The following is a 14,594-nucleotide window of genomic DNA, read 5'->3' as shown; positions in this document are numbered from 1 at the left end:
AGAAAAGAATTCATGTCGCTGATAGATAAAATAGATAAAGAACATTTGCCCCGGCACGTGGCAATCATTATGGATGGAAATGGGCGATGGGCAAAAGCCCGTGGCAAAGAACGGAGCTATGGTCACCAGGAAGGCGTCGTTTCTGTCCGTAAAGCCGTGGAGGCAGCGACGAAAATCGGTTTGAACTATCTGACGGTATATACTTTTTCGACGGAAAACTGGAATCGTCCGGAAGAAGAAGTGATCGCCTTGATGAATTTATTGGTGACGGCGATCCACCGGGAGACGCCGGACCTGATGAGAAATAACGTCCGCCTGAAAGCAATCGGTGATTTGAGCCGGCTGCCCGAGCAGACAAACCGGACATTGCAGGATTGCATCCGGGAAACTTCCGCAAATACGGGAGTGACTTTGGTGCTCGCATTGAGTTACTCTTCCCGTTGGGAAATAGTGGAAGCAGCTAAACGGTTGGCTGCGCAAGTGGAAACAAAGAAAATAAAGGTTGAAGATATTACAGAAGAGCTTTTTGCCGATCAGTTAACTACCCGCGGCATTCCTGATCCGGATCTGTTGATCCGTACCGGCGGGGAGCAGCGCATCAGCAATTTTTTGCTTTGGCAGTTGTCTTATTCCGAGCTCTATTTTACGGATGTCTTTTGGCCTGATTTCAGAGAGGATGAATTGTATGAGGCTATATTGTCTTACCAGCATCGGGAGCGACGCTTCGGTCAGACAAGCGAGCAACTAATTTTATAAATAATAGCTATACTATGCAGAAACGATTCGTATTGTTATTTCTTTTTTTGAGCGCGGCCTTTCTATCCTTCGCTCAGGAAAGTGACACTACACATGTTGAGCCGATAGATTCGGCAGCGGTGCCGTTGATTTCTTATTCGTATTCCCCCAAGCGCTACAAGATTGAAGATATAAAAGTGACGGGAGCAAAGAATTATGAAGATTTTGTATTGATAAATTTCTCCGGATTATCTGTCGGTGATGAAGTAACAATTCCCGGTGACGAGATTACCGATGCTGTCAAACGTTTCTGGAAGCATGGACTTTTTTCCGACATCAAGATTCTGGCGACCAAGATTGTGGATGACAAAGTATGGCTGGATATCCAGTTGAAGCAACGTCCCCGTATCTCTGAAGTTCGTTATCATGGGGTCAAGAAGGGCGAACGCGAGGACCTTGAAGCGAAGCTGGGGCTTAAAAAAGGGTTTCAGATCACGCCGAATGTGATGGACCGGGCCAAGGATATCATCAAGAAACATTTTGACGCCAAAGGATTCAAGAATGTAGACGTGGAGATCAATCAAAAGGACGATGTTTCCCGCGAGGGGGAGGTGATCGTTGATATTGTGATTGACAAAAATGAGAAAACAAAGATTGAAGAGATCACGATTGATGGAAACCAGGCGTTGTCCGATGCCGACATCAAGAAGGCGATGAAGAAAACCAACGAACGTTTCAATCTGAAACAGCGATTTAAGACCAGTTTGCGTGAGTTTTTCAGCACGAAGAAATTTACAACCGAAGAATATACGAAAGATAAAGAAAACATTATATCCAAATATAATGAATTAGGATATCGCGATGCCGTTATTTTATCCGATACCGTTTATAATGTGACGGAGAAACGGGTAAAAATCGAGCTGAAGGTAGATGAAGGGGATAAATATTTTCTGAGGGACATCCAGTTTGTAGGAAATACCCATTATTCGACCGACCAGTTAGGCTCTATTCTGAATATGAAGCCCGGAGAGGTCTACAACCAAAAGAAATTAATGGAGCGCTTGCAGACGGATGAAGATGCGGTTTCGAACGTCTATTATAACAACGGTTACCTGTTCTTCGGGGCGGATCCGGTGGAAGTCGAAGTGGAAAATGATTCTATCGCCTTGGAAATCCGTATTCAGGAAGGACCCCAGGCAACCATCAATAAGGTAATCATTAACGGAAACGACCGTCTGTATGAAGATATCGTACGCCGGGAACTGCGTACGAAACCCGGTATGTTATTCAGCCGGGAGGATTTGATGCGTTCTATTCGTGAATTGGCCCAGATGGGGCATTTCGACCCGGAAAACATGAATCCGGTGCCGCTGCCCGATCCCGATAACGGAACAGTGGACATCCAGTATAATCTGGTTTCGAAAGCAAACGACCAGGTCGAGTTTTCCGCTGGTTGGGGGCAAACGGGAGTAATCGGTAAGTTAAGCTTGAAATTCACCAACTTCTCCATGAAAAACTTCCTGCATCCCAAGACATATAAGGGCATTATTCCGCAGGGTGAAGGACAAACGCTTACGTTGAGCGGCCAGACTAACGGGCGGTATTACCAGGCGTACAGCATTTCATTCCTGGATCCCTGGTTTGGAGGAAAGCGTCCTAACACCTTATCTGTCAGTGCTTACTATTCCAAGATGACGGATATCAGCAGTAATTACATGAGTAATCTTTATAGTAGCAGTATGTATAATAGCTATTATCCGTATGGTAGCTATGGTGGCTATGGCTACGGTGGCTATGGTAATTATGGGAATTATGAGTTGGCCTACGACCCGGATAAATCGATACAAATGATCGGTGTTTCTGCCGGTTACGGCAAGCGGTTGAATTGGCCGGACGATTACTTCCAATTTATGGCGACTTTGAATTACCAGGTGTATATCATGAAAGACTGGAACTATTTTTTAGTCACAAACGGAACATCCCATAATATTAACCTGGAACTGATGTTACAGCGTAATTCGATCGACAATCCGTTGTATACCCGTAGCGGTTCCCAGTTCTCCGCTTCTGTTGCGGCAACCCCTCCTTATTCTTTATGGGATGGGAAAGATTATGCATCCATGGCAAGCAATGACGAGTCCAAATACAAGATGATTGAATACCATAAATGGAAATTCAAAGCGAAAGTCTTCTCTCCTTTGGCCCGTTTACCGCAGTTCGGAGGACCGAAACGTACTCCGGTATTAATGACCCGCGCAGAATTCGGATTCTTGGGTTCCTATGATAAAAACAAAAAATCCCCTTTCGAAACCTTCTATGTCGGAGGGGACGGGATGAGCGGATATTCTACGACCTATGCAACCGAAACGATCGGTTTGAGAGGATATGACAACGGTGAGATTGCCGGAAATAACAGCTATCTGTATTACGGATACGCTTATTCCCGCCTGTCGATGGAGCTTCGTTATCCCTTCCTGCTGGAGCCTTCCTCTACCATCTATGGGCTAGCCTTTGTCGAGGGAGGAAATGCGTGGGGAGACATCTCCAGCTTCAGTCCGTTCGATTTGAAGCGTTCAGCCGGTTTCGGTGTCCGTATTTTCCTTCCGATGATCGGATTGATGGGTATCGACTGGGCCTATGGATTTGATAAGCCCTACGGCTCTACAGAGCGCGGAGGAAGCCATTTCCACTTTATCCTGGGGCAGGAGTTCTAAAATCCATATCCATTTATAATTGAAAAAATAGGAGAGACGGGGATGCAAATGCTCCCCGTCTCTCTTGTTTTTTATCGTCTATTGCCTCCGATACCCAATGCGAAAAACAGATGGAAAAGGCTTCCGGGCTAATGGCGCTGATGATAAAGTCGATCGTGTAATGGGAGGGATGCCGTGCGTGAAATCCTAAACATGAAAAGAATAGACGGAAAGGGAAACATTCGGTAATGATGAAAGAAAACTAAGGATTCTTGATATAAAATAACGTAATATTCCGGGAGGATAAATTAATTAACGTAAATTCGCTCCAAAAGTTAAAACGCTCTATTATATTTGCAATATCAATGGTTTACTTACAATAACAGAAGAGAAATGAGAAAAAGTCTTTTAATAATAGGTGTATTGTTCGCGTGTTCGCTGGCTTCTATGGCTCAGAAGTTTGCATTAATTGACATGGAGTATATCCTTAAAAATATTCCCGCCTATGAAATGGCGAACGAACAATTGAGCCAAGTCTCCGGGAAATGGCAGAACGAAGTGGATGCTATCCAGCAGGAAGCTCAGAATATGTATAAAGCGTATCAAAGCGATCTGGTCTTCCTTTCAGCCGAAATGAAGACGAAACGAGAAGAGGCGATTGTGAAGAAGGAGCAGGAAGCCCAGGACCTGAAGCGCAAGTACTTCGGGGCGGAAGGGGAGCTGTTTAAAAAACGCAGCGGCTTGATGAAACCGATTCAGGATGAGATTTATAACGCTGTGAAGGAAATCTCGGAAGATAAAGGATACCAAGTTGTCATCGACCGGGCCTCGGCAATGAGCATCATCTTTGCTTCTCCTAAAATAGACATCAGTAATGAAGTATTGATAAAGTTAGGTTATTCGAAATAATTCTGTAAATTTGTAACCTTTTTAGGATTGAAATTAAACTGATAACAAGTAATATAAAAATTAAAAGATGAAGAAACTTATTGTCCTTTTATGTCTGATTTTCCCGATGGGAATGTTCGCTCAAGAAGTTAAGATAGCCTATGTAAACACACAGGAGGTTTTTACGGCTATGCCTGAAGTCTCTACCGTTGAGTCTCAGTTAGCTGATATGAATCAGAAGTATGAAGCCGAATTTAAGAAAATGCAAGAAGAATATCAGAAAAAATACGCTGATTTCACGTCTCAGCAAGACAGTTTGACTGAAAACATCAAGTTGAGGAGAATGCAGGAACTGGAAGATCTCCGTACAAGAATACAGAACTTCGTTCCGGTAGCCCAAGAGGATATGCAGAAGAAAGGACAAGAGCTGTATGCTCCGATCCAAAAGAAAATGCAAGATGCGATCAAAGCTGTCGGAGATGAAAAGGGATATGCCTATATCCTGAACCCGGAGATCCTCCTGTATAAAGGAGCAAGCAGCATTGATGCGACTCCCTTCGTGAAAGCCAAGTTAGGGCTGAAGTAATTACATTAAAAATAAAATAATGAGGATGCCCGTCTGTTAGAAGTGGCATCCTTTTTTATTTCGTCTCTCTATGCAAATAAAATCGGAAGCGCCGATCGGCGTATTTGACTCCGGCTATGGAGGCTTGACTATCCTGCGGGAGTTTTTGAATTTATTGCCGCAATACGACTATCTTTATCTGGGAGATAATGCGCGGGCACCCTATGGAACACGTTCGTTCGAAGTCGTTTATGAGTTTACCCGTCAGGCTGTCCAAACGCTTTTCGAACAGGGCTGCCCCTTGGTTATCCTGGCCTGCAATACCGCTTCGGCGAAGGCCTTGCGTACGATTCAGCAGCATGACCTGCCCCGCTTTGCACCGGAAAACCGGGTATTGGGCGTCATCCGTCCTACCGTGGAAGTCATTAACTCGATCAGCCGGACGAAGCATGTCGGGGTTTTGGGTACGGCCGGTACCATCTCCTCCCAATCCTATGCCTTGGAAATCAAGAAACTCTTTCCGGATATTACCGTCACCGGTGAAGCCTGCCCGATGTGGGTGCCCTTGGTTGAGAATAACGAATCCCATTCACCCGGCGCCGATTATTTTGTAAAGAAACACTTGGATCATATTCTTTCATTTGATCCTCAAATCGATACACTGATACTGGGCTGTACGCATTATCCGTTGCTGACGGATAAAATCCGCCGTTACTTGCCGGAAGGGATTACCCTTTTTTCGCAAGGGCGCCGGGTAGCCGAAAGCCTGAAGGACTATCTGTCACGCCATCCGGAGATGGAAAGCCGGTTGTCGAAACAGGGAAGCGTCCGTTTTCTGACAACCGAATCCGCCGCGAAGTTTTCCGAGGCGGGCACTCTCTTCTTAAATCATCCGGTAGAAGCAGAGCAAATAGCTATCCGTTGAGATGAACAGATTTGTTTTCTTGCTGTTCCTTTTGTTTTCTCCGGCCTATTTCCAAGCGGAGGCGACCGACTGGGATCATATTTTGCGGCAAAGGGGACTTGTCGATGTTTGCACCCTGGACACTTCGATACAAGTTCACCTTCAATATGCGACTCCTGATAATTTTGTAGGAAAAGTCCTTTACCAAGGGCTTACGCGGGCTTGGTTGCGCCCCGAGGCGGCAAAGAAACTGCTGCAGGCCCAGAAGCTGCTGAAGAAGGAGCATCCCGGGAAGAGACTGTTGATTTATGACGCCGCCCGTCCGATGGCGGTGCAGAGGCGGATGTGGAGTTTGGTGCAAGGAACGGGCAAAACCTATTATGTGGCAAATCCGGCCAAGGGAGGGGGATTGCATAATTACGGGATGGCGGTCGATATAACCATTCTGGATGAAAAAGGACAGCCCTTGCCAATGGGGACGCCTTTTGATTATTTCGGGAAAGAGGCGAATACCGACCGGGAAGAGGAATTGGTGCAAGCAAAGAAAATCACCCCGGAGGAATATGCCAACCGGCGATTGCTCCGCAGGATCATGAAGCAAGCCGGGTTTACGACCGTCACTTCCGAATGGTGGCATTTCAACGCTTGCAGCCGGTCGTTTGCAAGGCAAAACCTGCCGCTGATCGACTGACCTGCCGGTCTATTCAATCGACTTTCCAAAGGGGGTAAGCGCCAGCCCCGCCAGTTTGAAATGTTGCATTCCGAACGGAATGCCGATGATCGTAATGCATAGCAAGAACCCGAACACAAGGTGAGTTGCACAGATCCAGATGCCTCCTACCAGGATCCACAGGATATTCATAATCACCGAAAGACATCCGCCGGAGCTTCCGTTGTCTGTAACTTTACTCCCGAACGGCCATAAGGCCAATAGTCCCAACTTGAGCGTTTGAATTCCGAAAGGGATCCCGATAATGGTGATCATTAGGAGCAAACTTGCAATCAAATATTCGATAGCCGTGATAATACCGCCGAAAACGAGCCAGAGAATGTTGCCTATTACTTTCATATTGGTAGAATTAGAAGTGTTCCTTGTTTTTGCTTAAACTGTCCAGTTCCAACAGAACCCGCTGTTTGACTATCCGGAAGCTGTCCATCAGTTCAGGACTTACCGGCTTGGAAGGAGGCGCCTCCATATGCAACGGATTGATCGCCTTCCCATGCTTGTAGACCCTGAAATCCAGATGGGGACCGGTGGAGAGGCCGGTTGAACCGACATAACCGACCACTTCTCCCTGTTGGACCCGGCTTCCTATCCGAAGGCCTTTTTTGAAGCGGCTCAGATGCATATAGGTCGTGGCATAAGCCGTATTATGTTGTATTTTCAGGAAGTTTCCTGCTCCGCCTCCCTGATAGCCTTTGGCGATCACGGTGCCGTCGCCGATGGTTTTGACCGGCGTACCGACCGGCGCGGCATAATCCACGCCATGATGCGCGCGATACCGCTTTAAAACCGGATGAAAGCGGGAGTTCGTAAAGCGGGAAGTAATCCGGAAGAAGTCCATCGGAGCCTTCAGGAAGGCCTTCCGCAAACTGTTACCCTCTTCGTCGAAAAACTCCGTGACACTGTCCTGCACGAAGGGAATGGCGATATACCGCTTCCCGATATGGGTAAAGATCGCCCCCTCCACCGAACTGATGTTCAGCGGAATCGAATCTTCGATGAACTCCTCGTGATAAATGACCTGAAAAGAATCACCCTCCTTGACATCGAAGAAGTCGATTTGCCAGGCAAAGACATCCGACAATTTGATGGCCAGCAACGGATCGGCTCCCATGCCCTTGATTTCGTTCCAGAGAGAGGAACTTAAGGTCGCTTCCAGGTATCTCCGCCGGGTAGTCACCAGCTTATTGAAGGGGTAGGCCGTGACATGCTCCTTGGTCAGGTCGATGATGGCAAAATCAGTCAGGTTCTTGGCGAAGGCAATGTATTTTATTTCCGGCAGGCTGTCGCGGGTGCAGAACGTGTAATAACTCATGCCGGCTCGGATGCGCGTCGGATCCAGTATCTCTCCGGATGCGCGGTTGATGCTGTCCGCCATAGCCGGGGAAAATCCCAGGCGGGCTAAAATGGAGGCGGGATTCTCGCCGTTTTTAATCAGGTATTCCGTCACTTCGAGTGAATCGATGCAAATGCCATATTGATAAGTTCCCCGGATGGTGTCTTTTTCCACTTCATTCTCATCCGCCTGTTTCGTATGCCGGTTACAGGAAATGCACAGGGCAAAAGCGATGAGCAGTCCATAAAAAGGAATACGTTTTCTCCTCTTTTGTTTATCTCTTTTCTGGTTCATAGGGCGAAAATAATGAAAATATAGGAGTTTCGCAGGATGCTTCGGTTAATTAACCGGAGAAAGGCATTTAAAAGGTTGTTCAGGGAACCGATTTTATGTCCAATAGTATGCCTTTTTTTCTCACCGTCTTGATTTCAATTCCTGGGTCTTCTTTGAAGTATTTTCGTAATTTATTTATAAAGACATCCAGGCTTCTGGAGGTATAGAAATCACTATGCTCCCAGCATTGGGTCAATATGTCCTCTCTTTTTACAATTTTACCTTTTTGTTGGTATAAGAGCAGGATAATTTGAGATTCGCGCTCGGTTAGCTTAATCGTTCTATCTTGCCTTTGCAAAGTCTGGGCTTTTGTATCAAAGAGATATTTTCCTATTTTTAATAAATAGGGGGTTGTTTCATTGGTGGATAGAAGTGTTGATTGAGATCGTCTTAAGATGGCCTGAACATGTGCATTCAACTCTTCCGGCAGGAAAGGTTTCCGAATATAATTGTCTATCCCAAATTATATCCTTCGATCAAATCCTTTGGCGAAGTCCTTGCTGAGGCGAAAAGGATGGGTATCTGCGTATCTTTCCGACGGATAACGGAAACCAACTCAATACCCGACATAATAGGCATCTCTATGTCGGCGACGATGATATCCGGAATAAAGGCGGCATATTTCTCTAATCCTTCTTTCCCATCGGAGGCAATAGAGACATCGTAATTTCCGGTTAACTCTAAACAACCTTTGATGATAAATGAAAAGGCAGCATCATCTTCTACTAACAGTAATTTTATTTTTCCCATCAGCTTCTTATTTGTAACAAAGTTATCAATTATCTATAGGTGCAATAACTATTGGAAGCGCAATGACAAACTCAGAGCCTTTTCCTTCCATACTGGAGAGAGCGACTGTTCCACCGTGTGCATTTGTTACGTCTTTGACATACCGGAGCCCCAATCCGAATCCTTTGACTTCCTTCTTTTTTACCGCAGCACCTCGCTCAAACTTATTAAATATCTTTTGCTGGTCTTTGAATGAAATACCTGTTCCGTCGTCTTTTACCTTGATTATTATTTGCGTCTCTGTCGAAAGGCAAGAGATCGTAATCTGTACGGGATCACCTGAATATTTAATTGCATTATCAATTAAATTACTGATCGCTTCACTGAGATAAACCGGATCGGCCAATAAAATACGTTCCTTCAAGTCATAGCTTGTTTTGAAAAAGAGTTTCTTTTTGCTTCCAACAGTAAATTTATCCACGAGAGATTGTATCATCAGAGGTAAATTGATTTCCTTTTTAGATAACGTTAATTTCTTCTCTTCCATTTTGGCAATCGTCAGAATCTTATCAACTAAATTCTGGAGGTTTAAAACCTGCTCCGTGGCGACTTCGCAAAACTGAGTTCGAAGCGTTGGATTATTGTCAAGTACCCCTTTCCCTAATTGGTCAATCACCATATAAATGGAGTTCAGAGGCGTTTTCATATCGTGTGTCAAAGCATGTGTAAAATCATCCCGTAAATGGTTCAATCGCTGTTGTGAGAAGAAAAAGCGAACTTCATAGAACAGACAGGCGATTATTAAGAGTAAGATAAGTACGGAAAGACTTAACACCGCAGTCATCTGCTTGAAAACTACAGGAGCGGATATATCCACAATTGCCTGTAATTCCGTACCGTGGACAATAGGGATTCGGTCGGTCTTATACCCATCCTTTACTTTTCCTATCGCTTTCAATACTTTCGTGGAGTCCCGGTAAATTAATGTATATTCTGCTTTAATGTTATTTTGGCTTAACATGGAGGAATAGATACTATCAAGAGTGAAGAGATTCAATGGAATACCTTTGATTACCAACAATTGTTGCGTTATATCAAACTGCTGTGATATTACTCCTCTATGATCTATATTTTCATATTCAAAAATAAATTCTTTGTTACTTGGCTCTTCCTTTACTTTCTTTTCCACCTCTAAAAAACGAAAATCAGTTTCTTTTTCGATGGCCTCTACTAAATATTTGTTAGATAGTCTTTGAATCTCTTTTTCATTTAACTTATACGCATTATATAGCCAGACTCCTTGAAATAAGGATAACAAAGATAAAGCTGCTATAAAGATTCTATTAAAGAGATTTGTTTTCATATTAATTAAAAACATAATCACAAAGATAAACTTCTTTTACTGAAAAAGACTTGTTTGTATATCAATGTTAAGATAAAAATAACATAGAGATAACATACGGATAACCTTCTTTTCGGATTACAATCTGTTTTTTTACTACACAAAAAGTAAATCAGGTATGAATATGAAAAAAACGAAGAATGCAGAATCTCAATTAAGAGAACTTAGCATTAAAGAACAACAAAAGTATTTTGGTGGAGGTTGGGCATACAAAGTAATTGATAAGGAATTAAAGTTGGTGTGGGAGGATAAATAATAGAAATTATGAATCTATTGCCCTCTGAATTAATTAAAAACAGTATGGACGCATACATAGATAAGCATTCAACAAAGTCCCAAAAGATCTATTGGCTTGTCTTAATAGTTATCGTTGCGGCAATTGTTTCCCTACCATTTATCTATGTAGATATTTCTGTGCAAGATGTGGGAGTTATCCGTCCGATAGCAGAGAAGACGGAGATTAAAGCCAGTCTTACAGAGTTTATCGATTCTGTTTATGTAAAAGAGGGTTGGAAGGTTCATCAAGGTGATACGTTATTGACATTCAGAACTTCCAACCCGAATTACAAAATTAATTATCAGCAAAACCGCATCGATGATTTTCGTGAACATTTAAATGACCTACGTTATTTGTCAAAAGGAACGACGCCGTCAGTATTTAGTTCAGATACACGCCGGCAAGAATATCTTTATTACTGTAAACAGTCGGTAGAGGCTGAAACAACTTTGGGTAAAACAAAAAAAGACTACCAGCGTAATAAACCACTCTTTGACAAAGGAGTAATTTCGGAAGAGGAGTTTGAAAAATATGAGTATGAGTATTCAAAAGCAGAAAATGAACTGGCGTCCTTAAAAGATAATCAAATCAGCAAATGGCAAACGGATCTGAACACATATTCCAATTCTTATAATGAAATGCAGGCCGCTTTAAAACAAGAAGTTAAAGAGAAGGATTCGTATGTAGTGATTAGTCCGGTAAGCGGTACATTGGATCAGTTCAGAGGTCTTTATAAAGGTAGCAGTATACAAACGGGGACATCTTTAGCCGTAATCAGTCCCGACTCAACCTTATTTTGCGAGGTGTATGTCACTCCTCGTAATATTGGTTATCTTCATCTGGATATGCCGGTAAATATTCAGGTTGAGTCTTTTAACTATAATGAATGGGGTATAATATCCGGCAAAGTCGTGGAGATATCATCTGATTTCTTCACTGACAGCGGAAATAACAACGCTTTTTATAAAGTGAAATGTAGTATAGATAGAAACTATTTGGTACGGAAAAATGGGGTAAAAGGGAATCTAAAAAAAGGAATGACCATCTCTACACATTTTATGATTACCCGTCGTTCTCTTTTTGAGCTACTATACCAAAAGATGGATGATTGGGCAAACCCAACTCAGTATACGACTAATACCCTTGCAAAACAGAATCTATGAAAAAGAATATACAGGTAAGGCAACATGACATAACTGATTGTGGTGCAGCTTGCCTTTCTTCTATTGCCGCCTATTTCGGGCTACAATTTCCTCTATCACGAATACGCCAGTATGCTTTCACAGACAAAAAGGGAACAAATATATTGGGAATGATTGAGGCCGCACAGAAATTAGGCTTCGAAGCAAAAGGCGTGAAAGGTCCATTTGAATGCTTGCCGGATATTCCTAAGCCGGCAATCGCTCATATTGTAGTAAAAGAAGTTCTGCAACATTTTGTTGTCATTTATAGGGTAACGGAGAAGTATATCCAAATAATGGATCCTGCAGATGGTAAACTCCATAAAAAGACATCTGAAGAATTCAAAAAAGAGTGGACCGGTATATTAATTCTGATTCACCCTACAGAAGCATTTCAAAAAGGAAATTTAAAGCAAAGTACCTTACAAAGCTTTTGGTATTTATTGAAGCCACATAAAAGTGTGATGTGCCAAGCTTTGTTTGGGGCTGTGGTCTATAGTATCTTAGGACTATCTACAGCTATTTTCATTGGTAAAATTACGGATTATGTCTTGGTAGATAAAAACATAAACCTGTTAAATCTCATGGGGGTTATTATGTTTATTATTCTATTGATTCGTACATTCATCGGTGCGATGAAAAGTATTCTGGCTTTAAAGACAGGCCAACGAATAGATGCCTCTCTTATTTTAGGTTATTACAAACACTTACTTACACTTCCTCAACAATTTTTTGATACCATGCGAGTGGGGGAAATTATCTCCCGGGTAAATGATGCAGTAAAGATTCGTACGTTTATTAACAATGTGTCATTAGACTTGGTGGTCAATTTCCTGATTCTTCTATTTACTCTTTGTATCATGTTTCTTTACTCGTGGAAGTTAGCCTTGATCACCTTTGTTTCTGCTCCTCTTTTTATACTGGTTTATGTGCTATTCAATAAACTGAACAAGAAATACCAACGTAAAATAATGGAGAGCGGAGCAGAATTAGAATCTCAATTGGTTGAATCTCTTAATTCCGTATCTACCATTAAACGATTTGGGGTCGAATCGTTTTCTAACTTAAAAACAGAAGTCCGCTTTGTTGAACTCATTCGCAATACCTTTAAAAGTATCTACGGCTCTATTATTGCAAATGGCGGAATTGAATTTATATCAACCGGCATTACAATCGCCGTCTTATGGATCGGGAGTACTTTTGTTATAGATCAGGAGCTAACTCCGGGCACTTTGATGGTATTCTATTCTTTAATTGGGTATGTTTTAGGCCCGGTCGGTAAACTAATTTCATCTAATCAAACGATTCAAGATGCAATGATTGCAGCCGATCGTTTGTTTCAAATAATGGATCTGGAAAGAGAACAAGACGAAACAAATACAATCAAACTTACGTCAGAAATGGTCGGTGATCTTGTTTTCGATAAAGTCGCTTTTCGCTATGGCTCTCGCAAACAGGTTTTTGATTCTCTTAATCTTACGATCAAGAAAGGAGAAACGACCGCAATTGTAGGAGAAAGCGGTTCGGGTAAGACAACTTTAATTTCCCTGATTCAGCACCTCTATCCGATACAATCAGGAAGCATACATATCGGGAGTTATAATATAACACAAATAAGCAATGAAAGTCTTCGCCAAATCGTAGGGACCGTTCCTCAGCAGATTGAACTATTTGCAGGAAATATTATTGAAAATATAGCATTGGGTGACTTTGAACCGGATATGAAGCGGATTGTTGAACTAAGCGAGCAATTAGGAATTCGTGAATTCATTGAAAAGCTACCTAATTCCTATCTCACACAGATTGGAGAACAAGGCGCCTCCTTATCGGGTGGAGAAAGACAACGAATTGCGATTGCCCGTGCCCTTTACAAGAATCCGGAGATCTTACTTTTTGATGAAGCAACCTCTTCCCTTGATTCTATCTCTGAACGCTATGTGAAACAAACGCTAACAACTTTGGCCAATCAAGGTAAGACCGTTGTTATCATTGCCCACCGGTTAAGTACGGTAAAAAATGCAGATGCAATTATTGTATTGGAGGATGGTAAAGTAGTAGAACAAGGTACGCATCAAGAATTACTAATGTGTCAAAGCGTTTACCGAAAGTTATGGAACGAACAATTTGATGAGATAGGATAATATATGAATGGAATATCTATGATTATTTAATGTTAAAGGATTAACTATTAAACATTTCTGTATATGCACCTTTTTGAAACTCTTGATCGTTTAAAACGTATCCATCGATTGATACAAAATAGAGAGACTGGTAATCCATGTAAATTTGCGGAACGATTACATTTGAGCCGCAGGCAACTCTATAATGTCTTGGAGGAATTAAAAAGTTTTGGCGCCGAAATACGGTATAGTCGTATGGAAGAAAGTTTTTTTTATGAGAATGATTTTCAAATTGAGATAAAGATAGGCGTATCTCTTCTTAATTCCAGTGAGAAAATGAATGTTTTAGGAGGAAAATCTCTTTTTTCTTCCGTGCAATACTATTACACGGAGTGTTTATAGATTTGTTCTGTAAATTAGATATGTGCACGAAATAATTTACAGTAAACAATTTTAGTCTAATAGTTTAAAATGTTATTTTGTATGGAAGATCTGGAATTTAAAGAACTTGATGTTCATGAATTAGAAGAAGTGAATGGGGGATAGGAAAAATGAATAACATATCCAATGTTAAGATAAAGATAACATAGAAATAACATAAGGATAATCTTTTATCTGAGAATAATTTTCTTTCTTTACCAACAATAAAACTTTAAGTGGATTTTTTATCAAAGTGCAATTTTATTGCACAACATTAATATACCTTT

The 14,594-nt window shown here is 42.1% G+C and carries 16 protein-coding genes; 11 read left to right on the top strand and 5 right to left on the bottom strand.

The features are described from left to right. The first annotated feature begins 12 nt into the window (after positions 1–12). The 6 genes from BQ8014_RS16310 to BQ8014_RS16285 all read left to right on the top strand — a co-directional run bounded on the left by BQ8014_RS16310 (position 13) and on the right by BQ8014_RS16285 (position 6,476). Entirely contained in the window at positions 13–756 is a 744-nt protein-coding gene (locus BQ8014_RS16310) for an isoprenyl transferase (protein ID WP_080905285.1), read from the top strand. A gap of 14 nt (positions 757–770) precedes the next feature. After that, positions 771–3,449: a BamA/OMP85 family outer membrane protein gene (locus BQ8014_RS16305; protein WP_080905284.1), complete on the top strand. Its 2,679-nt coding sequence runs from the start codon at positions 771–773 to the stop codon at positions 3,447–3,449. A 372-nt stretch (positions 3,450–3,821) separates the two neighbouring features. Beyond that, positions 3,822–4,337 (top strand): OmpH/Skp family outer membrane protein, encoded by a 516-nt coding sequence (locus BQ8014_RS16300; protein WP_080905283.1) that lies wholly within the window; start codon positions 3,822–3,824, stop codon positions 4,335–4,337. Between the two features lie 67 nt (positions 4,338–4,404). Next, positions 4,405–4,902 carry an OmpH/Skp family outer membrane protein gene (locus BQ8014_RS16295; RefSeq protein ID WP_080905282.1) on the top strand — a complete coding sequence of 166 codons (498 nt, stop codon included), beginning with the start codon at positions 4,405–4,407 and terminating at the stop codon, positions 4,900–4,902. Positions 4,903–4,972: 70 nt separating this feature from the next. Next, on the top strand, positions 4,973–5,806 hold the full coding sequence (gene murI / locus BQ8014_RS16290; protein ID WP_080905281.1) for a glutamate racemase: 834 nt from the start codon (positions 4,973–4,975) through the stop codon (positions 5,804–5,806). 1 nt (position 5,807) lies between these two features. Then, positions 5,808–6,476, top strand: coding sequence for a M15 family metallopeptidase (locus BQ8014_RS16285; protein ID WP_080905280.1), 669 nt, complete (start codon positions 5,808–5,810; stop codon positions 6,474–6,476). 9 nt (positions 6,477–6,485) lie between these two features. On the opposite strand, the gene BQ8014_RS16280 is transcribed toward BQ8014_RS16285, so the two are convergent. The 5 genes from BQ8014_RS16280 to BQ8014_RS16265 form a co-directional block, all read right to left on the bottom strand. Further along, positions 6,486–6,854: a YccF domain-containing protein gene (locus tag BQ8014_RS16280; protein ID WP_080905279.1), complete on the bottom strand. Its 369-nt coding sequence runs from the start codon at positions 6,852–6,854 to the stop codon at positions 6,486–6,488. A gap of 10 nt (positions 6,855–6,864) precedes the next feature. Beyond that, complete coding sequence (locus tag BQ8014_RS16275; protein WP_080905278.1) at positions 6,865–8,139, bottom strand: M23 family metallopeptidase; 1,275 nt, start codon at positions 8,137–8,139, stop codon at positions 6,865–6,867. Between the two features lie 79 nt (positions 8,140–8,218). After that, positions 8,219–8,476: a winged helix-turn-helix domain-containing protein gene (locus BQ8014_RS20150; protein ID WP_369808813.1), complete on the bottom strand. Its 258-nt coding sequence runs from the start codon at positions 8,474–8,476 to the stop codon at positions 8,219–8,221. Between the two features lie 155 nt (positions 8,477–8,631). Next, positions 8,632–8,928 (bottom strand): response regulator transcription factor, encoded by a 297-nt coding sequence (locus BQ8014_RS20145; protein ID WP_369808812.1) that lies wholly within the window; start codon positions 8,926–8,928, stop codon positions 8,632–8,634. Between the two features lie 25 nt (positions 8,929–8,953). After that, on the bottom strand, positions 8,954–10,270 hold the full coding sequence (locus tag BQ8014_RS16265; RefSeq protein WP_160150113.1) for a sensor histidine kinase: 1,317 nt from the start codon (positions 10,268–10,270) through the stop codon (positions 8,954–8,956). A 163-nt stretch (positions 10,271–10,433) separates the two neighbouring features. Here BQ8014_RS16265 and BQ8014_RS19890 point away from each other — a divergent pair, with 163 nt between their 5' ends. The 5 genes from BQ8014_RS19890 to BQ8014_RS20135 all read left to right on the top strand — a co-directional run bounded on the left by BQ8014_RS19890 (position 10,434) and on the right by BQ8014_RS20135 (position 14,433). Next, the gene (locus BQ8014_RS19890; RefSeq protein WP_255376316.1) at positions 10,434–10,565 is read left to right on the top strand and encodes a hypothetical protein; all 132 of its coding nucleotides are present in this window, start codon (positions 10,434–10,436) and stop codon (positions 10,563–10,565) included. A 44-nt stretch (positions 10,566–10,609) separates the two neighbouring features. Beyond that, positions 10,610–11,749 carry an HlyD family secretion protein gene (locus BQ8014_RS16260; protein ID WP_234998070.1) on the top strand — a complete coding sequence of 380 codons (1,140 nt, stop codon included), beginning with the start codon at positions 10,610–10,612 and terminating at the stop codon, positions 11,747–11,749. Beyond that, positions 11,746–13,908: a peptidase domain-containing ABC transporter gene (locus BQ8014_RS16255; RefSeq protein WP_080905275.1), complete on the top strand. Its 2,163-nt coding sequence runs from the start codon at positions 11,746–11,748 to the stop codon at positions 13,906–13,908. Before BQ8014_RS16260 ends, BQ8014_RS16255 begins: the two co-directional genes overlap by 4 nt. Positions 13,909–13,971: 63 nt before the next feature. After that, on the top strand, positions 13,972–14,289 hold the full coding sequence (locus tag BQ8014_RS20140; RefSeq protein ID WP_139785142.1) for an HTH domain-containing protein: 318 nt from the start codon (positions 13,972–13,974) through the stop codon (positions 14,287–14,289). A gap of 69 nt (positions 14,290–14,358) precedes the next feature. Then, positions 14,359–14,433, top strand: coding sequence for a bacteriocin (locus BQ8014_RS20135; RefSeq protein ID WP_080906010.1), 75 nt, complete (start codon positions 14,359–14,361; stop codon positions 14,431–14,433). Positions 14,434–14,594 lie beyond the last annotated feature (161 nt).

The sequence above is a fragment of the Parabacteroides sp. Marseille-P3160 genome (assembly GCF_900162725.1).
In the GTDB taxonomy this organism is placed as follows: Bacteria; Bacteroidota; Bacteroidia; order Bacteroidales; family Tannerellaceae; genus Marseille-P3160.
Note: the sequence above shows the minus strand (reverse complement) of the source record. Positions and strands in the feature narration are given on the sequence as shown.